19 protein-coding genes are annotated in these 25423 nt (G+C 33.5%); 8 read left to right on the plus strand and 11 right to left on the minus strand.

Going from position 1 to position 25423, the window contains the following annotated elements; all coding sequences use genetic code 11:
- Nucleotides 1-69 precede the first annotated feature (69 nt).
- From AC2DGP_RS14530 to AC2DGP_RS14540, 3 genes are read left to right on the plus strand one after another with little or no spacing between them, the layout of a single operon-like run.
- On the plus strand, nucleotides 70-1965 hold the full coding sequence (locus AC2DGP_RS14530) for a foldase protein PrsA (protein ID WP_484490783.1): 1896 nt from the start codon (nucleotides 70-72) through the stop codon (nucleotides 1963-1965).
- Nucleotides 1958-2812 carry a peptidylprolyl isomerase gene (locus AC2DGP_RS14535; protein WP_484490784.1) on the plus strand — a complete coding sequence of 285 codons (855 nt, stop codon included), beginning with the start codon at nucleotides 1958-1960 and terminating at the stop codon, nucleotides 2810-2812. Before AC2DGP_RS14530 ends, AC2DGP_RS14535 begins: the two co-directional genes overlap by 8 nt.
- 1 nt (nucleotide 2813) lies before the next feature.
- Nucleotides 2814-4163 (plus strand): peptidylprolyl isomerase, encoded by a 1350-nt coding sequence (locus tag AC2DGP_RS14540; RefSeq protein WP_484490785.1) that lies wholly within the window; start codon nucleotides 2814-2816, stop codon nucleotides 4161-4163.
- 34 nt (nucleotides 4164-4197) lie between these two features.
- On the opposite strand, the gene AC2DGP_RS14545 is transcribed toward AC2DGP_RS14540, so the two are convergent.
- Genes AC2DGP_RS14545 through AC2DGP_RS14555 form a run of 3 tightly spaced genes read right to left on the minus strand, consistent with a single transcriptional unit; the run spans nucleotide 4198 to nucleotide 6311 of the window.
- Nucleotides 4198-4734: an RsmD family RNA methyltransferase gene (locus AC2DGP_RS14545; RefSeq protein ID WP_484490786.1), complete on the minus strand. Its 537-nt coding sequence runs from the start codon at nucleotides 4732-4734 to the stop codon at nucleotides 4198-4200.
- Nucleotides 4735-4762: 28 nt separating this feature from the next.
- The gene (locus AC2DGP_RS14550) at nucleotides 4763-5605 is read right to left on the minus strand and encodes a DUF3822 family protein (protein ID WP_484490787.1); all 843 of its coding nucleotides are present in this window, start codon (nucleotides 5603-5605) and stop codon (nucleotides 4763-4765) included.
- A complete protein-coding gene (locus tag AC2DGP_RS14555; RefSeq protein WP_484490788.1) occupies nucleotides 5586-6311 on the minus strand; it encodes a hypothetical protein in 726 nt (241 codons plus the stop codon). Before AC2DGP_RS14555 ends, AC2DGP_RS14550 begins: the two co-directional genes overlap by 20 nt.
- A 106-nt stretch (nucleotides 6312-6417) precedes the next feature.
- On the opposite strand from AC2DGP_RS14555, the gene AC2DGP_RS14560 reads away from it, so the two are divergent.
- Entirely contained in the window at nucleotides 6418-7848 is a 1431-nt protein-coding gene (locus AC2DGP_RS14560) for an ATP-dependent DNA helicase (RefSeq protein ID WP_484490789.1), read from the plus strand.
- On the opposite strand, the gene AC2DGP_RS14565 is transcribed toward AC2DGP_RS14560, so the two are convergent.
- From AC2DGP_RS14565 to AC2DGP_RS14575, 3 genes are all read right to left on the minus strand, one after another.
- Nucleotides 7845-8801 carry a lipid A deacylase LpxR family protein gene (locus AC2DGP_RS14565; protein ID WP_484490790.1) on the minus strand — a complete coding sequence of 319 codons (957 nt, stop codon included), beginning with the start codon at nucleotides 8799-8801 and terminating at the stop codon, nucleotides 7845-7847. The genes AC2DGP_RS14560 and AC2DGP_RS14565 overlap by 4 nt on opposite strands.
- 155 nt (nucleotides 8802-8956) lie before the next feature.
- On the minus strand, nucleotides 8957-9826 hold the full coding sequence (lipA, locus tag AC2DGP_RS14570) for a lipoyl synthase (RefSeq protein ID WP_484490791.1): 870 nt from the start codon (nucleotides 9824-9826) through the stop codon (nucleotides 8957-8959).
- A 122-nt stretch (nucleotides 9827-9948) separates the two neighbouring features.
- Complete coding sequence (locus tag AC2DGP_RS14575; RefSeq protein ID WP_484490792.1) at nucleotides 9949-15501, minus strand: DUF8202 domain-containing protein; 5553 nt, start codon at nucleotides 15499-15501, stop codon at nucleotides 9949-9951.
- Nucleotides 15502-15820: 319 nt separating this feature from the next.
- Here AC2DGP_RS14575 and AC2DGP_RS14580 point away from each other — a divergent pair, with 319 nt between their 5' ends.
- A complete protein-coding gene (locus AC2DGP_RS14580) occupies nucleotides 15821-17503 on the plus strand; it encodes a solute:sodium symporter family transporter (RefSeq protein ID WP_484490793.1) in 1683 nt (560 codons plus the stop codon).
- Nucleotides 17504-17641: 138 nt separating this feature from the next.
- Nucleotides 17642-19258 carry a sodium/sugar symporter gene (locus AC2DGP_RS14585; protein ID WP_484490794.1) on the plus strand — a complete coding sequence of 539 codons (1617 nt, stop codon included), beginning with the start codon at nucleotides 17642-17644 and terminating at the stop codon, nucleotides 19256-19258.
- 74 nt (nucleotides 19259-19332) lie between these two features.
- Here AC2DGP_RS14585 and AC2DGP_RS14590 read toward each other — a convergent pair whose 3' ends face one another.
- Both AC2DGP_RS14590 and AC2DGP_RS14595 read right to left on the minus strand, forming a co-directional pair.
- The gene (locus AC2DGP_RS14590) at nucleotides 19333-19905 is read right to left on the minus strand and encodes a DUF4494 domain-containing protein (RefSeq protein ID WP_484490795.1); all 573 of its coding nucleotides are present in this window, start codon (nucleotides 19903-19905) and stop codon (nucleotides 19333-19335) included.
- 104 nt (nucleotides 19906-20009) lie between these two features.
- Entirely contained in the window at nucleotides 20010-20825 is an 816-nt protein-coding gene (locus AC2DGP_RS14595) for a DUF1853 family protein (RefSeq protein ID WP_484490796.1), read from the minus strand.
- Between the two features lie 91 nt (nucleotides 20826-20916).
- Between AC2DGP_RS14595 and AC2DGP_RS14600 the strand changes: the two genes are divergently transcribed.
- Nucleotides 20917-21537, plus strand: a complete 621-nt coding sequence (locus AC2DGP_RS14600) for an L-threonylcarbamoyladenylate synthase (protein ID WP_484490797.1) — start codon at nucleotides 20917-20919, stop codon at nucleotides 21535-21537.
- A 65-nt stretch (nucleotides 21538-21602) separates the two neighbouring features.
- Here the strand turns inward: AC2DGP_RS14600 and AC2DGP_RS14605 are convergent, their stop codons facing one another.
- From AC2DGP_RS14605 to AC2DGP_RS14615, 3 genes are all read right to left on the minus strand, one after another.
- Nucleotides 21603-22742, minus strand: coding sequence for a transglutaminase domain-containing protein (locus AC2DGP_RS14605; RefSeq protein WP_484490798.1), 1140 nt, complete (start codon nucleotides 22740-22742; stop codon nucleotides 21603-21605).
- 66 nt (nucleotides 22743-22808) lie between these two features.
- Nucleotides 22809-23801, minus strand: coding sequence for a glycosyltransferase family 2 protein (locus AC2DGP_RS14610; protein WP_484490799.1), 993 nt, complete (start codon nucleotides 23799-23801; stop codon nucleotides 22809-22811).
- A 114-nt stretch (nucleotides 23802-23915) separates the two neighbouring features.
- Nucleotides 23916-24359, minus strand: coding sequence for a type I restriction enzyme HsdR N-terminal domain-containing protein (locus tag AC2DGP_RS14615; RefSeq protein WP_484490800.1), 444 nt, complete (start codon nucleotides 24357-24359; stop codon nucleotides 23916-23918).
- Between the two features lie 60 nt (nucleotides 24360-24419).
- On the opposite strand from AC2DGP_RS14615, the gene holA reads away from it, so the two are divergent.
- Nucleotides 24420-25421, plus strand: coding sequence for a DNA polymerase III subunit delta (gene holA, locus AC2DGP_RS14620; RefSeq protein ID WP_484490801.1), 1002 nt, complete (start codon nucleotides 24420-24422; stop codon nucleotides 25419-25421).
- Nucleotides 25422-25423 lie beyond the last annotated feature (2 nt).

A 25423-nucleotide genomic window follows, 5' to 3' on the forward strand; every position in this document is an offset into this window, starting at 1 on the left:
GACGTAACCATAGAATAACTTGCAAGATTGAAAATAGAATAGATTTACCACCTATTGTTTGTTTAAAATATGAAAAAATTTATGCTTAAGAAAATTAAAACCATTGCCTTTTTTTTATTGATAGGATCTTCTGTGATAGCACAGAAAAATAGAGATAAAGTTTTATTGAAAATTGACAAGGAAAAAGTATATGCTTCCGAATTTGAACGATTGTTTGGAAAAAATAAAAATTTAAAAATCCAAGGTGAAACCCCGAGTATAGATGAGGATGTTCAGCTTTTTGTTGACTATAAGTTAAAGTTGATAGAGGCAGAGGAGCTTCAAATGGACACCATAGCCTCTTATATTGAAGAGGTGGCAAGGTATAGAAATCAGTTGGTACTGCCATATTTGAATGATGATAGTTTAATTGATAGCCTAGTTTTAGAAGCTTATGATAGAACGTTGTCAGAAATACGTGCAAGTCATATTTTAATAAGAGTTGATAAAAACGCTACGGATACGGTAGCTGCTTATGAAAAAATTACTGCGATCAGACAAAGTATTATTGATGGAGCTGACTTTGATGCTGTAGCCAAAGAGAAGTCAGAGGATCCAAGTGCTAAAACAAATGCGGGTGATTTAGGTTATTTTTCTGCTTTTAGAATGGTATACCCTTTTGAAAGTGCTGCCTTTAATACTCCAAAAGGAGAGTTGTCTGAGGTTTTTAGGACACAGTTTGGATATCATTTCTTAAAGGTTGTTGATGTAAGAGAATCTATGGGAGAGATGGAAGTAGCGCATATAATGATTAGGGATACTACCGCACCTGGAACATCTACAATAAATAAAGTGTATGATGAGCTTTTGTCAGGTACAAGTTTTGAAGAGTTGGCAAAAAAATATTCTGATGATAAAAGATCTTCTGTAAACGGAGGGAAGTTAAATAGATTTGGTGTTGGTTCATTGCCGCCTCCATTTGGTGAGATTAGTTTTGCTTTGACACCAGAAAATAAATATTCTAAGCCTTTTAAAACGGCATATGGTTGGCATATAGTAAAATATTTAAACCATTATCCAGTAAGTAGTTTTGAAGAAGTGAAAGAGGAATTGCTTCAGAAAACTAAAAAAGATAGTAGGTCTAAAACATTGTCAAATCCTGTAGTTCTAAGATTAAAGAAGGAATATACCATTGAAATAAATGAAACTGCAAAAAAGGAATTTGAAAATCCTAGTTTTGTAGTTGTAGACTCTTTGAATACTTGGTTGGTTAAAATTCAAAATGATACTTTAACGCAAAAAGATTTTTCTAATTATATAATGAATAGAAGAGATCGTACGGCAATGCAAAATTTTAATCCTTTTTTGGATCAGGAGATTTTAGAGTATTATAAAGTGCATTTAGAGGAAACAGATGAGGAATTTAAAAATTTGTTTCAAGAGTATAAAAATGGACTTTTGTTATTTGATTTGATGAAAGAAAAAATTTGGGATGCTGCTCAAAACGATACTATTGGTTTACAAGAGTTTTATAAATCTCACAAAGCAGATTATATCAAGCCAGAATCATTTAATGCGGTTGTTGTGAGTACTAAAATTTCTGAGCAGGTAGAGGCTTTGAAGGAATTAGTTTCTGATTCAGATTCTATTGCAAAAGTAACTATGGCAGTTGAGAAGAAAGAAGGTGTTTTGATCAAGTCTGGTTCTTTTGAGAAAACTAATGCAATTTTTCCTAAAGAGGTGAATTTTGTTGTTGGTGAGACAAATGTATATCAGCAAGGTGATTATTCTGTTATTGTAAAAATATTTGAAAAAGAAGAAGCTGTACAGCAAGAATTTGATGATATAAAAGGGAAGGTTATAAGTGATTTCCAAAACCAAATTCAAGAAGACTGGTTGGCGGGTTTAAGAGCCAAACATGAAGTGAAAATTTATAAAAGGACCGTGAAGAAACTTGCCTCTCAAATGGAAATTTACAGTGAGTAAATATATTTATTACATATCGTTAATTGTAGTTTTTTCTAGTTGTGACTTCTTTCAGTCCACGCAAAAAAATAAGGATTCTAAGTTGATAGCTAAGGTGTATGACCATAAGTTTTATCAAGAAGATTTAGAACTTGTTTTTCCACATGATGTTGCTAAAAAGGATAGTGCAGAAGTTGCAAATAATTTAATTTTGGCATGGGCTAAGAAAAAATTATTGTTGCAAAAGGCAGAAGTTAATATGCCAAGTCAGAATGAGAATTTAGAATTGTTGGTCTCTCGTTATCGTGAAGATTTATTTATCAACTCATTTAAAAAAGCCTTAGTTCTAAAAGAATTGGATACGGTTGTTTCTCATGACGATTTGAAGAAATATTATGAGGAGAATAAAGCAAGTTTTAGAATAAATGAAGAGTTGGTGAAGTTTAAGTATATTGCTTTAAAACCAAATGATAAAAATAAAGCGAAATACAAGCGTTTGCTTTTGTCTAAGTCAATGAATGATTTGTTTATTTTAGATGAACAGACAGATAAAATGCAGAATGCCTTCTTAAGCGATTCTTTATGGTTTCGATATAAAGATGTGCAACGAAAGTTACCGGTCTTGAAAAATTATTCTAATACAACGGTGCTTAGACCTAAGAAATTTATTGCAAAAAGCTACGAGGGAGATCTGTATTATATTTATATTAAAGATGTTTTGAATAGAAATGAAATAGCACCTTTACGCTACGTGTCTAACACAATTGAGCAGATGGTTGTGCAGCAGCGAAAGTTACAGATGATTCATAAAGTAGAGGAAGTGTTGGTAGATGATGCCATGAAAAATAAACAATTTGAAATTTATTAAGATGATAAAAAGAATAATATCACTTTTACCAATTCTTTTTTGTGTGCTGGTTTTACAGGCTCAAAAAATTAAAGTGGATGGTGTTGCCGTAGTGGTAGGAGAAAATATTGTATTAGAATCAGATGTTGAAAAATTCAAGCAAGAGGTTTATAATAATAGTGAAGGGAAGATTACAATGTCTGATTGTGAGATGCTCGAGCAAATTATGTTACAGAAATTGCTAGCACATCATGCTGTTGTTGATAGTGTGATTGTCTCTGATGCTGAAATTGAATCTGGCGTAGAACGAAATATCGCTTATTTAAAACAACAATTAGGTTCTATAGAAAAGGTATATAAAATGTATGGTTTTGATGATGAAGATGATTTGAGAAAAGAATTGCTTCGTATTGAGAGAGAAAATACATTGATACAGAGAGAAAAACAAAATGTGGTTTCAGAGGTGAATGTAACTCCTGAAGAGGTTCGTGTATATTTTAGGAGTTTGGAGTCTCAAAATAATTTGCCTCAATTTGGTGCTGAAATAGAAATGGCCCAAATAGTGATGCATATAAAGCCATCTGAGAAAGAAAATCAAGAGGTTATCGAGAAGTTAAAAGGAATACGTCAAGATATTTTAAATGGGTCTAGTATGCGTATGAAAGCAGTATTGTATTCAGAGGATCCTGGGGTTACTCAAAATGGAGGAAAATATACCTTAACTAGAGAAAGTCAGTTTGTAAAGGAGTTTAAGGAAGTTGCCTTTAGTCTGGATGAAGGTGAAATTTCAGAGCCTTTCAAATCTGATTTTGGATATCATATTATTCATCTTGAAAAGATAAAAGGTCAGGAGTTGGATGTACGTCATATTTTAATTCAGCCAAAAGTAACACAAGAAAAGTTGAAAGAGGCAGAAGAGAAAATTACGCAAATAAGAGATAGTATTTTAGCAGATGAGTTGACCTTTGAAAAAGCGGTTTTAAAGTATTCTCAAGACAAAGGAACACGTCAAAATAAAGGGATTATTATCAACCCTCAGACTAATGATTCTAATTTTGAATTGACCAGAATGGATCCTAGTTTGTATGGGAGAGTTAGTTCTTTGAAAGTAGGAGATATTACAGAGCCTTTCTATGACGAAACGAGAGAAGGTTTAAAGATGTTCAAGTTAATTGTTTTAAGAGAAAAGAGAGAAGCTCATACAGCAGATTTCACAAGGGATTACGTGAAGATACAGCAAATGACATTGCAAAAAAAGCAAGAGGATGCTATGGAAAAGTGGTACAATGATCATGTTGTTGAAACCTTTGTTAAGATAAATGAAAGCAACAAAAGTTGTGATTATAAATACCTTTGGGGACAAGAATTATAAAAAAAGAGAGCTAGTTAGCTCTCTTTTTTTATAATTATTTTTCAAAAAAACTGAAGACATTACCACCGTATCTTTTTTCATAGGAGAAATTAGGGTGGTTGTCTAGTTTTGTTTGTTTTGAGTGCTCAACGATTAATAAACCATCTTCGTTTAACAAGTCCTTTTCAAAAATAACAGTTGCAATTTTTGAGAAGTCTTCATCAGAAAAATTATAAGGAGGATCTGCAAATATAATATCGGCTTTGATCTTCGTCTTGTCAATAAATTTGTAGACATCACTTTTTACAGTATTGATATCAAAGTCAAAATCTTTACAAACTTCGTTGATATATTTGATACATCCATAATGTTTGTCAACCGAGGTTATTTTTTCTGTTCCTCTAGAAGCAAATTCAAAACTAATGTTTCCTGTCCCGCTAAAAAGATCTAAGACTTCTAAATCTTCAAAATAATACGTGTTGTTTAGGATGTTAAAAAGAGATTCTTTAGCCATGTCAGTCGTAGGTCTTACAGGCAGGTTTTTAGGAGCACTTAGACGTCTTCCTTTGTGTTTTCCGGAAATGATTCTCATGTTTAATGAATCTGTTAATTATTTCAAATTAGTTAAAAAGTAAGCTGTGGTTGTGTTTAGACAGGCTAGCAAATTCGGCAGTATTTGGTAGGTTTTGAGCTTTGTGAAATGAAATGTTTCTGATGTAAGTATAAAGAATGGAAAATAATTCCGATTCTTTCTCGATACTACCCATTAATATCAAATGCAATTTTTCTGTGTCGAATTTTAATTGTTCTGCAGTAAAAAGAATATAGTAAATAAAATCTTGAGCAGTTTGAAATTCGAATCTATTAACGACTTGTAGTTGATCCTGTTTATAGGCTACCAATTCAAAATTTCTTTCATTTACATGGATGTAAATTTTATCAGAATTATTGGATGTGTGTAGTTTACTTGTGCTTTCTATTAGTTTGGTGAAGCTATGGAAGTATTCAAATGAACCGTATATATTAAATAGGAAGTTATTAATATTTACAAAAGGAATATAAACAGTATTTGCGTCTATACTACTCAGTTTATCGGCACAAATAAAATCTATTGGTAAAACCTTTACCGTATGGTTTAAATAAGATTTTAGGTTGTTTTCGTCGAACAGAGAATCGGGTACTAAGGTTGCCAATTCATTTTGATGTATAACTTCTATCTTTTTATAATCTTGCTTAAGAAATTCATTCTCCTCATAAATCGCTTCTATGTTTTTAAGTAGCGTTTCTGGAGTAAGCGCTTTGCTTTCAAATTCAAAAGACTGAAAAACAATAGTTTGATTTCTTAGTGGCGAATAGACGCAAAAAGAAAATCCATCCAAATTAATTTGGATGGACAATTGAGTTTCTTTTAAATCAGTGTTTTCAACTGATTTACAAATGATATTATTTACCCTTTTTGTCATAAAAAGGAGGCCAGTTTCCGTTTGAATTAACTTCTTCTAATGAACCTACAGATAAAAATGGACCTTTTACCTCGTCTCCACCAATAGCTTCTTTTTCTTGTCTTACCAAGTGTGGGTCTAAACCTTTTAAAATTACTTCTTTATCAACTTTGGCAATAAATACAGGAACTTCTAAACCTGCTACTTTAGTGATGTAACCAACTGTAATTTTAAATTCTTCGTTAGTGTCAGGTACTTTAAGCATTTGAGTATAGTCTCTACCTTTGAAAACTGTTTCTTTAACAGATTCATATCCGGTAGTATCAGTTACTTTTTCCTCAACCTCAACCATAATTGGTTGCCATTTAGTTCCTTTGTTAACTTGTTTGATTTCGTTGTGAGTATTAGTAATAGCAAATTCAGCTGAATCTAAAAACTTAATAAGTTTCTCTCCATTTCTCTCGAATTTACCTGTAATCGTTTTATGAGCATCTTGTGCATCACGAATCATTCTTAAATTCTCAATTACTTTTGCATATCGTACCTTCTTTTCAATGTTAAAACGAATCGGTCCCATAATACTATCATAGATAGAATAACCTAAATATCCTGCTACACCAAGTAGTACAATTGAAACAAGCCACTGAAGTTTTAAAGGAATGAATTTCATAATAAGGATGGCTAACAAAACTGCTACTGCAATCCCTGCAATTAAAGTAATTATCATTGTGATTTAAGTTTTAAAAATTGAATTAGACAAATCTACAATTTTTTTTGAACCATAAAAATTTTTAAGGACAAATCAATCCCTATCTTTGCTTTTTTTTGACCCTATGATTAAAACCTCTTCCAATTTTTACAAAGAATTGATAAAAACCTTCCCTTTTGAGCCCACAAGTACTCAAAATGAGCTCTTAATGATGTTGTCTGAATTTCTTTTTTCCAAAGATTCTGATGCTGTTTTTTTATTGAAAGGTTATGCGGGAACAGGTAAAACATCAACAATAAGTACGCTTGTAAATAATTTATGGAAAATTGGTCAAAAACCAGTTTTGTTGGCACCTACAGGTAGGGCCGCAAAAGTAATTTCATTATATTCTAAAAAGCAGGCTTTTACAATTCATAAAAAAATATACCATCCTAAAAAAACATCTAACGGTGGTGTAGAATTTACAAGACAGGTTAATAAACATACGAATACTGTATTTTTTGTTGATGAAGCGTCTATGGTTCCAGATGCACCTAGTAATTCTAAGTTGTTTGATAATGGTTCGTTGTTAGATGACTTAATGGATTATGTATATTCTGGTAAAAATTGTAAAATGATTTTAATCGGAGATACGGCTCAATTACCTCCTGTTAAATTGGAAGTTAGTCCCGCTTTGGATGAAGATAATTTAAGTTTTCATTACAGTAAATCTGTTTCGTTGATTGAATTAGACGAGGTAATGCGTCAACATAAAAACTCTGGGATTTTGGTAAATGCAACCCAGTTAAGAATGTTTATTAGTAATGATAGTTTTGCTGATTTTCAATTTAATTTAGAATATCCAGATGTGGTTAGGTTAATTGATAGTTATGATATTCAAGATGCGATTCATACCTCTTACGATCAACATGGCATTGATGAAACAGCCATTGTTGTAAGGTCTAATAAAAGAGCGAATCAATACAACCAACAAATAAGAACTAGAATTTTAGATAAAGAAAATGAGATTTCTATTGGCGATCATATTATGGCTGTTAAGAATAATTATTTTTGGTTAAAAGATTCAGCGGAAATTAGTTTTTTGGCAAATGGAGATACCTTTGAAGTGTTAGAAATTTTTAACACAAAAGAATTGTACGGTTTTCGTTTTGCTGAAGTAAAAATACGTTTGATAGATTATCCATCGCATCCTCCTGTGGAAACAGTTCTTTTATTAGATACATTGATGTCAGAGAGTCCTTCTTTGTCCTATGAAGAATCAAATAGGTTGTACCATGAGGTGGGTAAGGATTATGAGGATATCAAATCAAAATACAAAAAGCTTTTAGAGATTAAGCAAAATAAATATTTTAATGCTATTCAGGTAAAATATTCTTATGCGATGACCTGCCATAAATCTCAAGGTGGGCAGTGGGATACTGTTTTTATAGAAAAACCATATTTACCGGATGGACAAAGTGTTGATTATTGGAGGTGGTTGTATACGGCAATTACAAGAGCAAAAACAAAATTATATTTGTTAGGCTTTCAGAATGAAGATATAGAGGAGCTTTAATTGAATTTATAGGAAATTTGAATACTTCCATAAGTGTTTGTGTTTGCTTCAATCGTTTCTGTTTTTTTTGAATATTTGATCACAGAGTAAGAAAGATCAAATCTTTTTATGCTGTATCTCAATCCAAATTCTAATTCATAGATAATTGAATTGATGCCATAAGTGATAGGGCTATTGTCGTTGAAAAGACTTCCTTGGATGGTTGCGTTGTAAAGTGCATATCCAATTTGGGGTTTGATAAATAAAAATAGCTCGTTTTTTTGATTTTTATCTACCTTATTTAGGTTGCTTGCAAATAGTGAACTGTTTGCGTAATTGTTAAGAGGACGGTTAAAAAGGTTGATTCTACTATAGATATTTGTGTTTATTTCAGAAAATATGGTTCCTAGCTTTAAGGAAGTTGTTGATGTAAAATCGAATCGCTTTTTGACTTTTTTACTAAAGGGTTTTAAAAATAAAAACTCCATACCAATTCCTAGTGTATTTTCAATTTGATATTGCCATCCTTCTGCAGGAGAAAAGCCATATAGGTTATGGATTATGTTTTGTAGGTCTTGAGCCATGGCGGATGGGCCTAGTACACCGAGTTCTAAGGTAGACTTTAATCCATAATTTTTATCCGAAAAAAATAGTTGACTGTATTGGGCAAACGCATAGCCAGCATAAGGGCGATCTATTGCTTCTGGGAAATGCGAATTTGCAAATTGAGGTGTATACATTTGCTGACCGATTCTAAATTCATGAATTTTTTTGAGTTTGGACTTCTTACTAAGGTACCTGAAGTATAAAAATGTCCCATTGGTGTAGTATCGATCGTAATAGGTAGAGGTGTATAGATCATTATCGCTGATCAGCCCAAATTCTTTCGAAAAAGATTTTTGTGCTTGAATGTGAGAATTGTTAACCAAACAGAATAGTAGTATCAAAAAATATAAAGCGAAGCAGTTTCTCAAAGGCATGGTTTTTAAAATGATAAGATAGTAAAAAATACAAAAAAGCTCTGATTTAGAAATCAGAGCTTTTTTACTAACCAAACTTAATTTATGAAATGAAAGGTAACCACTCCCTTCGAAAAGAGTACTGCAATTACCGTGCCAAAAAAATAAATTTAGTTAATGTGTTTTTGCGCTTTGTAAGATGAACGTACCAAAGCACTACTTTCAACATGTTTAAAACCAAGTTCTAAACCTATAGTTTCGTATTTTTTAAATTGTTCTGGTGTGATAAATTCTTTTACGGGTAAATGTTTTTTACTCGGTTGCAAGTATTGTCCAATCGTAACAACATCTACTTTCGCTTTTGCTAAATCTTTCAAAGTTTCGATCACTTCTTCCTCGGTTTCACCCAAACCTAACATGATTCCAGATTTTGTTCTTCTTTGACCATTATCTTTTAGGTATTTTAAAACTTCCAAACTACGATCATATTTTGCTTGAATACGTACCTCGCGTGTCAATCTTCTAACCGTTTCTAAATTATGAGAAATAACTTCAGGTGCTGCTCTTAACAAGCGGTCAATGTTTTTTTCTATTCCTTGAAAATCAGGAATAAGAGTTTCTAGAGTTGTATTCGGGTTTGCCCTTCTGATCGCTTGAATAGTTTCTTCCCAGATTATAGAGCCACCGTCTTTTAAATCATCTCTGTCGACAGAAGTAATAACGGCATGCTTAATTTTCATGATTTTAATAGATCTTGCAACTTTTTCCGGTTCATCCCATTCTACTGTTTCAGGTCGTCCTGTTTTAACTCCACAAAATCCACAAGATCTAGTACAAACATTTCCTAAGATCATGAAGGTAGCAGTACCTTCTCCCCAGCATTCTCCCATATTAGGACAACTTCCGCTTGCACAGATTGTGTTTAATTTATATTTGTCAACTAGGCCCCTTAATTCCGTGTATTTTTTTCCTACTGGCAGTTTAACGCGTAGCCATTTTGGTTTTGTAACTTTATTCTCTTTAATTACTTCTTCTGACATAACCTGTTGTTTTAGGTGCATGCAAAGTTACAAATAAAGTATTTTATATGGTGTTGAATATAATCGAAAAAAACAGGCGAATATCTGTCAGATATTCGCCTGTAAAGTTGTTTTTCACAGTATTAATAAAGAGGAATCTTTTGAGAAGCAATTCCCTTGGATGTATTAAGTCTTATAATATATACTCCTTTGGTAATTTTATCGGTTGGTATTTGAGATAAATCTTCATAGCTCTCTATTACAACTCCAAGCGTATTAATTAATTCTATTTCTTGTATGTTTAAAGAATTTGGTTTCTCTATTTTTATGAGTTGTGAATCCGAGTCATAGTGTACAAATAAACCTTCGATAGTTACATTATCTTCATTAGATAGTGCTTCATCTTCTTTGAAAACAATTGAGAATCTATCTGAATATTTACCGGTTTCCAATTCTAATGAAATCAAATTATTGTCTGTGATATTAGAGAAGGTGTTATTCAGGTGGTCTTTAAGAAATATAGGGTATTCTACATTCAAATTTTCATCTAACATTAAATAACATTTACCTGAGTAATTCATGTTAATTGTTAAAGGAACTTCAAGGTCTTCCGATATTTCTTCAATCCCAGCGATTACATAAGCTTGTCTAGCGTCGTTAAATTGGAAATAAGCATCAGTACCATCTAAATCAAAAACTTGACTGTCGTAACCCGGATCATAGTCGAAGCTATTTCTTTCATCAAAGGTTACTGCAATTTGTCTATGTAAAAGAAGCCCGTCGTTATTGGTGTACTCAAAACCAAGTTTTATACCTATGATTTTATTTTCTTTTGTTTTTGGTTGTTTCGTTTTTCCTTTGAAAAATATTGAATTCGTTCCGTCAACAGCGATATGTTCTGCAGTTCCATTAGCATGAAGTCTTTGGGTATTTTTAAAGGTAATTGTTCCAGCAGTTTCGGCACCTTTTACAAAGAAGCCTTGACCCACAGGGATATAATCTTTCGGTTGGTCTGTTCCTGCTCCTATTCCACCTGGGGCTGCGCTTTCAACAGTAGCACTTGTTCCCATGGTTGCGGTTCTTGTCGCATATCCTCCTTGATAAGATCCTTGTGCATGTGAACCGTCAGATTGTTGCCAAAAATATAATGTTGAAATAATTGCATTTTCACCTACCGGGTTGTTGTCTTGAAAAAATGCATCAACATTAAGAGGTGATGGATAAGGGTTACCTATTAATGAATTATGTTGAGCGCTAATAGGGGTTGTATAATCACCATCGTGAGGTGTTCCAACAAACGTGTAGTTTTGAGGAGCACCTGGACTTTTTAAAATAAATGCTTCTCCTGACTCAAATGTTCCTGTTTCTTTTTGTTGAATCCAAGAAGTTGAACTGAGTCCGTTAAGGTAACTATAAATCCAATAATTAGCTAGCGTTAATGGAGTGTCTTCTGTTTTTAAGCTACCATCTAAATCACTTGCTGAGTTGTAGGATTTAAATACAATATCATCTGGGAAAGTACTTGGTGTAATCGGTGTTGTTCCGTCTTTTAAAACATCACCTACTGTAAAATTGTCTATTTGACCTAACGTTGCTACTGGGGAAGTAAGATAGTTGTATTGATATACCGTTGCAGCAGTAGCAGTCTGTTCTATGTAGAACTTACCTAGTCCTGAAACCATTGAGCTACCAGTGTGTGTTTGGATTAATTGAGCATCACCAATCATTTTTAAATCTCCGTCAAGTTGCAATTCATTGGCAACATGAAGATAATGACCAGAAGTTACACTTAGAGTAGATCCTGGTTTAATCCATAAACATCCAACTTCAACATCAGCAGAAAGGATAGCATCTTTACCTCCATTTGAATCGATAGTTAAAAGGTTACCTGGAGAGTCGTTGTCTGTATCGTCTGGTGTACCTCCGTTAGATCCTCCTGACCAAGTTTCCGAGGCTCCATCCCAAGTGATACCTGTAATTTCAGTGAATGTAAAATATTTAGTTCCATCAAAATCATAAGTTCCTGTCAGTTGGCTTGTTCCGTTAATGGTTTCACTACTTAGAGATACATATTCCACATTAGTAGTAAATGTTGGATCATCTGCAATGATAATAGCTATTTGGTCTGAGCTGAGAGTGTTTCTAATAGTTGTTTCGTCGGCTGCAATTTTAACGGTTTCAACATCTCCTGTTTCTACTACCTTCCAAATACGAGACATTCTGTTTGCTGTGCTGCAGAGAATAGATGAGGCTACGGTAGTGTTTGTGATAACTTCTGCGTTATTTCCCCACATCAAAAAATCTTTATCCGTACTAAAAGAGTTGTTATTTGCAGCGTTGCTATCAGCGATGGTGGTTTTTCCAATGGTTATTATGGCACCATCATTAATTGATTTTGATTGTTTTTGACTAAAATTACGAGTATCATCTCTACCGATTCCAGCGACATTATTGTGATAAGCTGTGTTGGATTGATAATTCCAAACTATTGTTGAGCCATTGGATAAAATGTAGTTTCCTTCTATTATCGAAGAATTACTATGGTCTGTTTGATCTAACGTAAAGCCATATTTAATCCCTAGATAAGATTCAATTAGTTGTCTCTCTTCATACGTATGTTCATTAGTAAACAACATTATTTCAGCAATACTACCTTCAATGGTTCTATTATCAATCCCTCTATCTCTACCGATAAAATAATTTGTTGTGTTATTTGATAAATTACTATCGAAAATTCTAGAATGTAATTCAAAATTATCAGGTCTAGCATGGGTTTTTAAATCTGTATTTAAGCCGTTTACAAAGTTTAAGTTACTGTTGCGTACATCGTTTGGTGTGTATGTTGTGTTAAAAACTTGAGTGTCGTCAGAATGACCGTGACCAATATTATTACTTAAATTAGTGAAAGGAGTTGTCCAAGAAGCTGTTGAAACGTCGTTGTAAACAATATACATCGTTCTAGGATTCATATTTGCACTTGTAATCGTCATTCGATCATTATTTCCAGGAGTAAATGTGATTACTGGATTGAAATTCAAAAGGTTTTGTGTAGAATTAGGCTCTGATCCGCCACTTCCAGTAAAATTATTATCATCCGTAAAAATGTCATTGTTATTTGTGTCACTTTGATCTTGCCATGAGGTGACTTCGGTTCCTCCAATTACTCCGATATCAGCTCTTAGCCATAATGTATTTCCTATACCTGCAGTAATGTCAATTAATTCATCTCTGAAATCTACATCACCTCCAGAATTTAAATCACTATCAGAATCAGGAAAACCAGTCAAGTTATCGATGATACCATTTACATCTAAATAATCGTTAGAAGGGTAGATGTAAGTGTCCAATCCATTAGTTCCAATTACTCCTGTTAAAAGATCCGATAAACCGGCTTCTACTGTGTCGTCTGCGCCTTCACTATCAGAGTCTGTGTTGAGGTAGTCTTCCGCTGTAGCATTCGTTGTGTTGTGTGGTGTTAATCCATTTGTTCCAGTGTAGGCATCATCTAATCCATCTGAATTATTTGTTCCTAAAGGAGTGATATAGCTACTAGTGGGTTGGGCTTCTAGGTTATCAGGTATTCCGTCATTATCTGAGTCCAAATCTAAAAAGTTTTGGATCCCATCATTATCTTCATCACAATTTACAAATAAGACTGAAAAAGGAATATTTGTTTCTGTAATGCTAGATGATGAATAAGTTACAGATAGCTCTTCTCCAATTAAGTTTTCATAAAACAAAACTTCAAAAGTATAAATACCCGGAGTTAAGGCTATTGTTCCTGTTTCCTTTCTAGGGGCATGGTTCCCATCATTGGTTACCACCTCAATACCTCCGATATACAATTTGGAACCATCATCCGATGTGGTAGAAAATGTGTATGTCTCAGAGGTGAAAATATTTATATAACCCGTATATCGTATACCAAAAGTTTCATTGTCGTCTGGAGTTATTAGTGCTTGTAATGAGGTTACATCAAAATCAGATACTGTCCCTGTTTGTAGACTTCCTGTTGATGGAATGTTGTCTACAGACGGAGAATAAGAGCCATCATAAAATTCATAGTTCAAACTTCCTGTACATGGACTACTTTCAGTGGTGTCCAATATTCCATCATTATCATCGTCAATATCATCGATGTCATCAATTCCATCGTTATCATTGTCACCACTGTTAGTGGCGTCCCTGTAATCAACATCACCACCTGCAAGCTTATCTCCATCATCATCAGGAAGGTCTGATGGGATGTCTATAGATCCATTTACATCAGTATATGTATCGGGATAATCTGGGCTGTTAGCTAACCCATTGGTCCCTACATTTGTGTTTAATGAAACGATTCCCGCCTCAGTAGTATCATCTGCACCTTGATTATCTGAGTTTAAATCAAGATAGTCGGGGTTATCCGTGTTATCGGTATTAATAGGGGTTAGTCCGCCGGTAGCTGTATATGCATCATCAACACCATCTAAGCTATAAGTTCCGAGTGGTTCAATATAATTTATAGTGGTCTGGGCTTCTACATTATCTGGGATTCCATCACCGTCAGAGTCTAGATCTAGATAATTGGGAATACCATCGCTGTCAGTGTCGGTTGGGTTACTTAGAGGATTGTTGTCTGAGTCTAAGTTTGCATCTTCTATAATGTCATAGATTCCGTCATTATCACTATCGATATCAGCATCATCTGCTACACCATCATCATCAGTATCCGGGAAACCACTGATTAATTTTATAAATATTGCTGAATCATAGGCGCTGTCAGAAACATCTGCGATTGCAAATTTCACCTCATATTTACCCCCAGGTACCAATCCAGTTGCAGAAGCTCTAATTTTTGTTGTAATTCCATCATATTGGATTTGAATATCACTCTCTGTAGCCGGGCTTTGCGGTGCAGGGTTGTTTATAAAATAACTAGCTTGTCTATTGTCACAGATGTCAGGGTCACCTTCATTAGCCCCCGCAACATAAGTTTCATTTCCATCGTTAATAGTTGCAATAGATACCGGATTAATGGTTCCTGGAACTAAAGCGATATTTTCAGTTGTACCATAGGTTCTTACTCCAAACTCATCCTCTTCATAATAGGTTACAAAATAGCCAAAGACATCATTAAAACTAGTACATGCATATTCATTATATTCCTCAGAAGCAAATTGATAATCGATCGTAAGAACGGTTGCGTCATAATCTAACTCAGCATCAAAAGTTAAAATCATTGGATCATTCATACTTCGGAAACCACCAGCTCCATCACTAGCTAGTTGAATAAAATCAGAATGTTCTGCATTGTCAGAAGGAAGGTTTGTGGAATAACTGTTACTGGTATTCCCTGAACTTGAAGCATTGAATGAATTGGCTACACTACCTGAAGTTAGGATAATTCCGTCGCTCACTGATAAGCCAATATCGTTTCCGTTGGTAAAAGTCCCATATTGGCCATTTGAACCAAAGGCAATAACGGGCGAAGTAAGGGTAACACCAGGGCCTTCTATGGCTGTCATTAGGTCTGTTGCACTTACCCCATCCCAATTGACATCTGTAGCAAAATCAAAGGCAAAAACGCCAGCTGCTTTATTTATAGCATGCGGTTTTATATTGTTTGTTTTTGAAGAAACGGTGTGCACCTTTCTTTGCATGACCTTTTTGTGAATAATTTTATCAATCATACTTCCTTTAAATACAAAAGACATATAGTTGAAAGTGGGGTGTATGATGTCGGTGTTTGGGTTGCTATTCTTAGCGAATAATGAGTTTAAACCAAATAAAAGAATGACGAGATAGGTTGGGGGACTATACTTTTGAAACAAGGTTGTTAGCTTTTTATTAGATTGGTCTAAATATAGCTTTTTTTTCTTTATTACCAGGGATAAAAACCTAAGATAAACGTGTTTATTACATTTGTTACTACAAGGTTTGCGTGAGTTGGTTTTTTTTGAGAAGATTTTTTCGATAAATATTATAATTTAGCGCCACAAAAATTTAGAAATAGAATTAAATTATTAAATTATCATGGGAATTATTTCATTTATTGGCTTTACTGCTTTGGTAGCCATAATAGCTTTCTTGGCAACAAGGAAGAACAAACAATCAGCTGATGGCTACTTTTTAGGAGGTCGTAGTTTAACAGGTCCTGTAATTGCTGGTTCTTTGTTACTTACGAATTTATCAACTGAGCAAATTGTAGGGTTAAATGGAGCTGCATTTGATGAAGGAATATTGGTAATGGCATGGGAAACCCTAGCGGCGATAGCTATGGTTGTGACCGCTGTGTTTTTGTTACCAAGGTATCTAAAAGGTGGGATTACTACCGTTCCTCAGTTTTTGGAAAGCAGGTATGATAAATTGACAAAGACTTTAGTTTCAGGATTGTTTTTATCAGGGTATGTAGTTGTATTGTTACCTATTGTTTTGTATTCTGGAGCGTTGGCAGTAAATACAATGTTTGATGTGCCTCAAATGCTTGGAGTAGATGAGTTTACAGGGTTGTATATTACGGTTTTTGCAATTGGAACGATTGGAGTTTTTTACGCTGTATTTGGAGGGTTGAAAGCGGTAGCTGTTTCAGACTCTATCAATGCAGTTGGACTTTTAATAGGTGGTTTGGCTATTCCTGTTTTTGGGTTGATGGCTATCGGTTCTGGTAGTATTGGAGAAGGATTGGATGTTTTAGTGTCTTATTCTAAACCGTTAGGAAAACTTAATTCTTTAGGAGGTCCTGATGCATCAGTGCCTTTCGGAACAATATTTACAGGTATGATGTTAGTTCAGTTATTTTACTGGGGAACAAACCAAGCAATTATTCAAAGGGCTTTAGGTGCTAAAAATTTAGCGGAAGGGCAAAAAGGATTGTTGTATGCAGCATTCTTGAAAATCTTGGGACCTTTAATGTTGGTTTTACCAGGAATGATTGCTTTTTATATGGCACAGCACCCAGAGAGTTTTAACTTTTTTGCAGCAGGAGATGCTATTAATAAAGATCAGGCATATCCATTATTAGTGAAGCAAGTTTTACCAGCGAGTATGGTAGGTTTCTTTGCTGCTGTATTATTTGGTGCAATTTTAAGTTCATTTAACGGAGGATTGAATAGTTCTGTAACTTTATTCGGGTTAGATATTTATAAAGCTCATATTAACACAGAGGCCTCTGATGCGAAGGTGGTTAAGGTTGGTAAAACTTTTGGTATCTTTTTAGCAATTGCTGCTATGTGCATTGCCCCATGGTTGATTAAAGCATCAGGAGGGTTGTTTGCATACCTACAAGAAGTAAATGGATGTTACTCGATTCCTATTTTTACAATTATTGTGGTTGGATACTTAACAAAAAGAGTTCCTGCAATTGCTGCAAAAGTTGGATTGTTTTCAGGAGTTGTATTGTATTCTATAAGTCAGTTTATTATCAAGCCTATGATGGTGAGCTCTGCTGTTGCTGATGCAAAGGCATCTGGGGTTTCTGATGCGCTAGAATTAGCGATGGTAGAAAGTACTGCTTATCCTCATTTTTTACATGTGATGGCCATCTTATTTGTGTTGAATATCATCATCATGCTTATTATTGGTAAGTTAAAACCGAGAGAAGTTGATTTTGTACAGGAGTATACAGAGCAGGTAGATATCAAGCCTTGGAGTATATTAAAACCAGTTAGTATTGTTATTTTAGTGATAGTAGTCGGAATTTATGTGTATTTTAGTTAAAACTTAAAAACACAAGATAAAAAAGAGCTAGTAATTAATTTTACTAGCTCTTTTTTATTGTAATCATAAACATATGTTGTTAAGAGAAATAAAAATGATATATTAGTGCCGCTTAAACACTAACTTAAATTATATATTATGACAACAGGATTTCATTTTTGGGATTACTTCATTTTTGTAGCTTATGCCATTTTAATTCTAGGAGTAGGATTATGGGTTTCAAGAGATAAAGATGGACATCAAAAAAATGCAGAAGATTACTTTTTAGCAAGTAAATCACTACCGTGGTGGGCTATTGGTACATCATTAATTGCGGCAAACATTTCAGCAGAACAATTTATTGGGATGTCTGGTTCAGGATTTGCCTTAGGGTTGGCTATAGCATCCTATGAATGGATGGCAGCTTTAACACTTATTATCGTAGGAAAATATTTTTTACCGATTTTCATTGAAAAAGGATTGTATACAATTCCAGAATTTGTTGAAAAAAGATTTTCTACCAACTTAAAAACAATTCTTGCAGTTTTCTGGATTGGATTGTATGTATTTGTCAATTTAGCTTCTGTTTTGTATTTAGGAGGTTTGGCTATTGAGACTATTATTGGTATAGACATGATTTATGCCGTAATTGGTTTGTCTCTTTTTGCTGCGGCATACTCTTTATATGGAGGATTGTCGGCTGTTGCTTGGACGGATATTATCCAGGTTGTTTTCTTGGTTTTGGGTGGTTTGATTACTACTTATTTAGCATTGAATACCGTTTCTGGAGGAGAAGGAGCATGGCAAGGAATGTTGGCTGTATATGAGGCAGCTCCGGACAGATTTAATATGATCTTAGAAGAAAGTAATCCGCAATATGCAAACTTACCTGGAATTGGAGTTTTGGTTGGGGGATTATGGGTGGCAAACTTGTATTACTGGGGATTCAATCAGTATATCATACAGCGTACTTTGGCTGCTAAATCATTAAAAGAATCTCAAAAAGGTATTCTGTTGGCAGCTGCATTAAAGTTAATTATTCCTTTTATTGTGGTGATTCCTGGAATAGCGGCTTACGTAATTGTAAATGACCCTGCGTTAATGGCAAGCTTAGGAGAAGTTGGTAAATTAAATATGCCAAGCCTTGATGCTGCAGATAAAGCATATCCTTGGTTGTTACAGTTTTTACCAACAGGATTAAAAGGAATTGCATTTGCAGCATTGGCAGCCGCAATTGTATCTTCTTTGGCGTCTATGTTGAATTCAACATCTACCATTTTTACAATGGATATTTACAAGCAATATATAAATAAAGAGGCGAACGATAAGACTACAGTAAATGTAGGACGTATTTCTGCAGCTGTTGCTTTGGCTATTGCAGCTGTGATGGCTCCATTGTTAGGAGGTATTGATCAAGCGTTCCAATTTATTCAAGAGTATACAGGAATTGTAAGTCCAGGAATTTTGGCTGTTTTTATGTTAGGATTGTTTTGGAAAAAAACAACAAACAAAGCAGCTATCTGGGGAGCTTTATTATCTATTCCAGTAGCAGTATTGTTTAAGATGACAAGTATGCCTTGGATGGATCAAATGGGATTGACAACCTTAGTAACAATGGCGATTATTATTGCTATTAGTTTTATGCAAAATAAAGGTCAAGATGATTCTAAAGGAATTGATTTGAGTAAAGGTGTATTTAATACTTCACCATTATTTAATATTGGTTCTTTTGCTATTATGATTGTACTTGTAGCATTGTATGCTATGTTCTGGTAAAATAGAATGCTTATAAAACAAAAAGCCACTCAAATGATTGAGTGGCTTTTTTTATAGTTAAAAGTTGAAGATTGTTAATCTTCTACTTCCTCTTCTACTTCCTCTTCGATTTCTTCTTCTAATTCTTCGCTTTCAGTTTTGTCACTGATTTCTTCAAATGAATCACTTGGTTCAAGCATACGAAGGTTTTCAGGTACTTCTTCATTTAACGGAGCTTCTTCTTCACCATCATAGTATGGAAATACATCAAGAATAGGAGATTCAACAACACTCGGGATTTCATAATTACTTACGGTATCTGTTAAGCTTGCTGCCAAAACATCATAAGCATCTTTTACATCATTTGCTTGCACTAAGATGTATGAATTCGCTCTTTTTTCTGATCCTTTTTCTTCATCTATCGTGATACAAGATAATTTACATTTAAACCATCTATCTCCCGCTTCATTTGGACAAATTTCTGCAAAGTTAGCAACCTTGATATTTGTAATTTTAAACTCTGTTGAAATGTATTGAGCCATTTCCTCATTTACTCTTGCTTCAGCTTCTGTAAAAGACATTGCATCAAATAAATAGGGCTGGTTGAATGTTTTTACTCTATCATCCTCGTCAATTCTGCTATATTTTATTTTACATTCGTACCACATAGTTGTTTGATTTATAGTTAAAAATTTGAAGAGCAAATATAAACTTTTGACCTAAATAGTTCCTGTTAGTAGTCTAAAATATTTATTAAGATTCTGTTTATAAATCACCACCAAGTAATAAAGAGTTTATGTGTGTTGTTTTTGTTGTCTTTTCTCCAGATTAAGGGACTTTTTTTTAGGTTGATTTGAACTTTTATTTCTTTAAGTATATCAGAAAATGAATGCCAGGTACTGTTGTTTTTTGGATGAACCAACCAATCTTGTTTACTAGGTATGTTGAAGCTTGAATCTATATACGGGTTAGACTTGAAATCTTTTATAGAAATATAAATACCACAGATTGCATTGGAGTTGATCTCTGAAAATTCTTTGGTTTCAAATGAAAAGGGAATGAATAGTTGTGCTTTGAAAAATATAGCTTGCCGAATGGATGAAATATTAAGCTTTATTTTTTCTTTAGTTTCTTCTTTGAATAGCAATGGGAATTGGTGAGAACTAAGTTTGTGGATTTTTTTTGAAAGATTGTCGTTCCGGTTAGGACCAATCCATTGATCAAGATTAGATCCTAGAATATTGGGGTCGAATAAATAGAATTTATAGGCGATTTCTACATGGAATAAATGATTGGTATTTTTGTTCTGTAAAATTATATCTAGTTCACCTATAGTTCTTTTTTCTTTTTGAATTTGAATATTTTCATAACAAATGGTGTAAAGATTGGCAGTTGTGATTTCTGAATGAAAAAAAACTTCGACTCTTTTACCTAGCATTAAAGATTTACTGATGTTAAAGTTCGGAGTTTCTGCGGTTTTAGAAATTTGGAATATTTCCTGCTCAAATGGATTGTTTTCTTTTGTGAAAATTGAAGGGGTATCAAGATAACCTTGGTATTGTAAATTGTTGGTTGTTTTTTCGTCCAATGAGGTACTAGTTTTAGCAAGTTGAATAATCCTAATGTACTACGAAGATAGTTTTTTATCATTACTTTTGTAGTAAATACACAAGAGACAAATGCCTGAGTTAATAAAAATATATGAGCAAAATATCAATCCAAGACAAATACAAAAAGCGGTAGATGTTTTGAGAAAAGGTGGATTGATTATATATCCAACCGATACTGTTTACGGTTTGGGATGTGATATAACAAACAAAAGTGCTCTCCAAAAAATAGCTCAGATAAAAGGTGTGAAATTAGAAAAATCTAACTTTTCTTTTATATGTAAGGATCTTAGCAATCTTTCTGATTATGTAAAACAGATTGATTCTTCTACGTTTAAGTTGTTGAAAAGAGCTTTGCCAGGGGCTTATACTTTTGTGTTGCCTGGGAGTAAAACCTTGCCAAATGCATTTAAGAATAAAAAAACTGTAGGGATTAGAGTTCCAGATAATGCCATTGCCATAGAGTTGGTGTCCTTGTTAGGAAATCCAATAGTTTCAACTTCTATTCATGATGAGGATGAAGTGTTAGAATACACAACAGATCCTGAGTTGATTTATGAGAAATGGCAATCTAAAGTGGATGTTGTTATTGATGGTGGTTATGGTGATAATCATGCATCAACTGTTATTGATTTAACAGGGGATGAGCCGGAAGTGATTCGAGAAGGAAAAGGAAGTTTAGAGGTGCTTTAAGCATAGGATGCTAAAATAACGGGTTGATTTTTGCATAAATTTTGATTCATAACTACTTCTAGACCTTAAAAAAGAGGGTTTGTTTTGTAACTATTTATCTTACCATATCCTGTTTTTGGAAACATAGATTTTCTTAATGGTTTCCATTTTTTAATATATTTTTCTACAAATTGTTTTTCCAAAGCTGCAGCTTCAATAATAGAGGGCAATCTGTTTTTTTCGAAGTTGATGGTTTTGCTCAGTTCTTTATCTGTTGCGCTAATAAACGTAAACGCTTCGTTGCATTCAATAAAACCTTTGCTGACTTTATCAATCAATGTTTTTATCTCCTGATCGGTCATTTCAGGGTTTTTAAACCTCTTTTGTTTTGCCTCAATATATTTGTTGTAATCGATAATTGAGATATTCAATTTCTTCACTATTTCGTTGTATTCTATAAAAGCAATGTTGTTTAATTTTGCTGCAATTACTTTTTTTGTTATTTCATTTGTTACACCGCACCAAATAATTCTTTTATTGCTTTCCTCTAGTTGTTGTTTGTCGTTCAGAAGGTCTTTTTTTTGGATGATTTTTTCGAAAGAATAATTGCCTTTTTGGTCGAGTTTTTGGAAGTTTTTTTCTTTGAATTCTATGTGTCTTATTGGGTTATCCATAAACTGCCATATCGGATCGAAAGGAATATGAGTTTTTATAAAATCTTTTGGGGTGATTAAAAAATATTTATCTCTAAAATGTCTGACATATCTATCTTCTTTGATGTACCCAGCAGACCAGGTAGTATCAATAAAATAATATTTTGAGTCGATTTTGATAGCATTCCAGGCATGCCCTATATCAGGAATATTCCCTTGATAGTCTCTTGTATATCCCACTATAATAAAAGTTTCTAGGCCAATTGATTGAGTCATATCAAGAAACAAATCAGCATAGTGTTGGCATACACCTGATCTTTTTTTTAGAACATAGTTTACACAGTCTTGTGAAGAGGTATACTTTGGGAGATTTTGTAGCATTTGATAATCATAAGAAATATTATGAGTAATCCATATGTAAATCGCTCTTGCTTTTTCTGTTTCAGTATGTAAGTCTTTTGTCAGTGCAGATGCAATTTGTTTCGAGGTATATAGTGAATAATCTACCTTTTTTGAAGCATTATCAATTGATGTGAAATCGGTTTGGGCGTAACTATAGCTACTAATATACATTAGTAAAATAAATACATTTTTTTTATCATAGCAATATGATGTTTTCCAGCATTTGTTGCTGGGCAATTATAAATTTTTTGATTTTCTTATGTTTAGAACAAAATGACTCCATACAATACTAGTGGTATTGTAGTATTTTAAATTGTTGTGTTTGAAGGTTCTTTTGGCAATCATTTTTTTTAGGTTACTGTAAAAACTGATATGCGATTTAATAATCGCAATCATATGGATCGGTCTTCCTTGCAGGGTAAAACGAATACCAGCAACAGCATCTAGTACCATTCTGATAAAAATAAATAAAATAACTTTGTTGGAGGGCAAGTTTTTTAATAGAGAATACAAACTGTTTCTGAAATTTAAAAATGTCTTGTAGGAGTTCGCTTCGCTTAAGGTAGCGCCTCCCACATGATAAACAGCAGAAGCTCCAACATATTTAATATCGTAGCCCAAATTGCTCGTTCTCCAACATAAATCAATTTCTTCTTGATGGGCAAAATAATCTTCGTCAAAACCATTTAATCGATGGTAGATTTCAGATTTAATAAAAAAACAAGCCCCAGAAGCCCAATTAATATTTATGGTATCGTTGTATTGACCTTTGTCTTTCTCTAAAGAATTGAAAATCCTTCCTCTACAATAGGGATAACCAAGAATATCTAAGAATCCACCTGCGGCACCAGCATATTCAAACTTTTTTTTGTTTTTGTAATCCAAAATTTTAGGTTGAATAATTCCTGTATTTGTGTTTTTTTCAAACTCTTTCTGGATTGGAACCAACCAATTTTCTGTTACAGAAACATCAGAGTTTACAAGAGCATAGATAGGTGCATTAATATGCTGAAGAGCATCGTTATATCCCTTTGCAAATCCACCGTTTTCTGCATTAGAAACCACCTGAACAGTAGGGAAGTTCTGCTTGATAAATGAAACAGAATCGTCAGTAGAAGCATTGTCTGCTATATAAATAGAGGCACCCTCACTGTGTTTTATTATTGATGGCAAAAACTCTTCTAGTAATTTTTTACCATTCCAGTTTAATATGACTACAGCGATTTTCATTCTTAATAAGTTGCCCGAAAGGCAAATAGCGATTGTTTCAAAAGTTGAATGCAAACATACTTTAAAAAAGCGAGTATTGTTACATGCAACTTAGTTAAAAGAATTAGAAATGTATTATTTGTAGGAAGGTATGTCTTTTAAAAAAGTATAAGCCTCTTTAATAGGGTCGATTTGACAATAAAAATGTGAAAGACCATTGGTAACTACCAAATAATTAGCGTTTAATTTTAGGTTATATCTTGCAATTTGATCAAAAGTGCTTTGGGTAATTTCAACAGAGGGAGCTTTGCATTCTACAATAATTTCTGGCAATCCTTGTTTGTTGAAAATTAAAATATCTGTTCTTTTTTTTAGTCCATTTACGGTCAGTTGTTTTTCAACGGACATAATAGATTCTGGATATTTTTTTTCTTTTCTTAAATAAGAAACAAAATGCTGACGTACCCATTCTTCTGGGGTTAGTACAATATATTTTTTTCTAAGGTTATCAAAAATGAATCGCTTATTTTCGCTACTTTTGATTTTGAATTTGCAAGGAGGCAAGTTTAAAATAGTCATAAAACAAAACTAAGTTTTTTAGAGGAGAAGCAATAGGCTTTTTCTAAAAAATAGAGACGCATGAATGAGGTAAATCAAATTGTATCAGATATAAAAAGTGGTAATGCCAAGCCTGTTTATATTTTAATGGGGGAAGAGTCTTATTACATTGATAAAATATCCGATTATATTGAAAATAATGTTTTGACTGAGGAAGAGCGTGGTTTCAATCAAATGGTTTTGTATGGAAGAGATGTTACTGTTGATGAAATTGTATCGCAGGCAAAACGTTTCCCAATGATGACAGAGAAAACTGTGATTATTGTGAAAGAAGCTCAAGATCTTTCTAGAACGATTGAAAAACTAGTTTCCTATGTAGAGAATTATCAGCCTACCACGGTGCTTGTGATCAACTATAAATATAAAACGTTAGACAAGCGAAAAAAGTTAAATAAAATTGCCTCAAAAGTTGGGGTAGTGTTTGAAAGTAAAAAGTTATACGAGAACCAAGTAGCAGATTGGATCCGAAAAGTATTAAATGGTAAAAATTACCAGATGGAACCCAAAGCTGCTCAAATGTTGGTTGAGTTTTTAGGGACTGATTTGAGTAAAATAAGCAATGAGTTGGATAAACTTGTTTTGATTTTGCCTGAAGGTACTATCATTAATCCTGAACACATTGAGGAAAATATTGGAATCAGTAAAGACTTTAATAATTTTGAACTTAGAAAAGCTGTTGGAAATAGAAATGTGGTAAAGGCAAATCAGATTATAAATTATTTTTCCAATAATCCCAAAAGTAACCCTACGGTGATGACTGTTTCTTTATTGAATAGTTATTTTACTCAATTGTTAATGTATCATGGCTTGCAAGATAAATCCAAAGCTAATGTAGCTAAGAATTTGGGGGTAAGCCCATATTTTGTTGATGATTATGTTGGTGCTTCAAGAAATTATCCGATGAGAAAAGTGTCTCAGGTTATTGGTTTCTTGCGAGATGCAGATGTAAAGAGCAAGGGAGTAGGAGCTTCTATTTCGCAAAATGATTTATTGAAAGAACTATTGTTTAAAATTATGCATTAATT

It is taken from the genome of Flavicella sp. IMCC45537 (genome assembly GCF_057197705.1).

Excerpts from the sequence above, each read along its gene's own strand:
- AC2DGP_RS14530 (WP_484490783.1), top strand. The coding sequence starts at position 70 with ATGAAAAAATTTATGCTTAAGAAAATTAAAACCATTGCCTTTTTTTTA.
- AC2DGP_RS14540 (WP_484490785.1), top strand. The coding sequence starts at position 2,814 with ATGATAAAAAGAATAATATCACTTTTACCAATTCTTTTTTGTGTGCTG.
- AC2DGP_RS14545 (WP_484490786.1), bottom strand. The coding sequence starts at position 4,734 with ATGAGAATCATTTCCGGAAAACACAAAGGAAGACGTCTAAGTGCTCCT.
- AC2DGP_RS14550 (WP_484490787.1), bottom strand. The coding sequence starts at position 5,605 with ATGACAAAAAGGGTAAATAATATCATTTGTAAATCAGTTGAAAACACT.
- AC2DGP_RS14555 (WP_484490788.1), bottom strand. The coding sequence starts at position 6,311 with ATGATAATTACTTTAATTGCAGGGATTGCAGTAGCAGTTTTGTTAGCC.
- AC2DGP_RS14560 (WP_484490789.1), top strand. The coding sequence starts at position 6,418 with ATGATTAAAACCTCTTCCAATTTTTACAAAGAATTGATAAAAACCTTC.
- lipA (WP_484490791.1), bottom strand. The coding sequence starts at position 9,826 with ATGTCAGAAGAAGTAATTAAAGAGAATAAAGTTACAAAACCAAAATGG.
- AC2DGP_RS14575 (WP_484490792.1), bottom strand. The coding sequence starts at position 15,501 with ATGTCTTTTGTATTTAAAGGAAGTATGATTGATAAAATTATTCACAAA.
- AC2DGP_RS14580 (WP_484490793.1), top strand. The coding sequence starts at position 15,821 with ATGGGAATTATTTCATTTATTGGCTTTACTGCTTTGGTAGCCATAATA.
- AC2DGP_RS14585 (WP_484490794.1), top strand. The coding sequence starts at position 17,642 with ATGACAACAGGATTTCATTTTTGGGATTACTTCATTTTTGTAGCTTAT.
- AC2DGP_RS14590 (WP_484490795.1), bottom strand. The coding sequence starts at position 19,905 with ATGTGGTACGAATGTAAAATAAAATATAGCAGAATTGACGAGGATGAT.
- AC2DGP_RS14600 (WP_484490797.1), top strand. The coding sequence starts at position 20,917 with ATGCCTGAGTTAATAAAAATATATGAGCAAAATATCAATCCAAGACAA.
- AC2DGP_RS14605 (WP_484490798.1), bottom strand. The coding sequence starts at position 22,742 with ATGTATATTAGTAGCTATAGTTACGCCCAAACCGATTTCACATCAATT.
- AC2DGP_RS14610 (WP_484490799.1), bottom strand. The coding sequence starts at position 23,801 with ATGAAAATCGCTGTAGTCATATTAAACTGGAATGGTAAAAAATTACTA.
- AC2DGP_RS14615 (WP_484490800.1), bottom strand. The coding sequence starts at position 24,359 with ATGACTATTTTAAACTTGCCTCCTTGCAAATTCAAAATCAAAAGTAGC.
- holA (WP_484490801.1), top strand. The coding sequence starts at position 24,420 with ATGAATGAGGTAAATCAAATTGTATCAGATATAAAAAGTGGTAATGCC.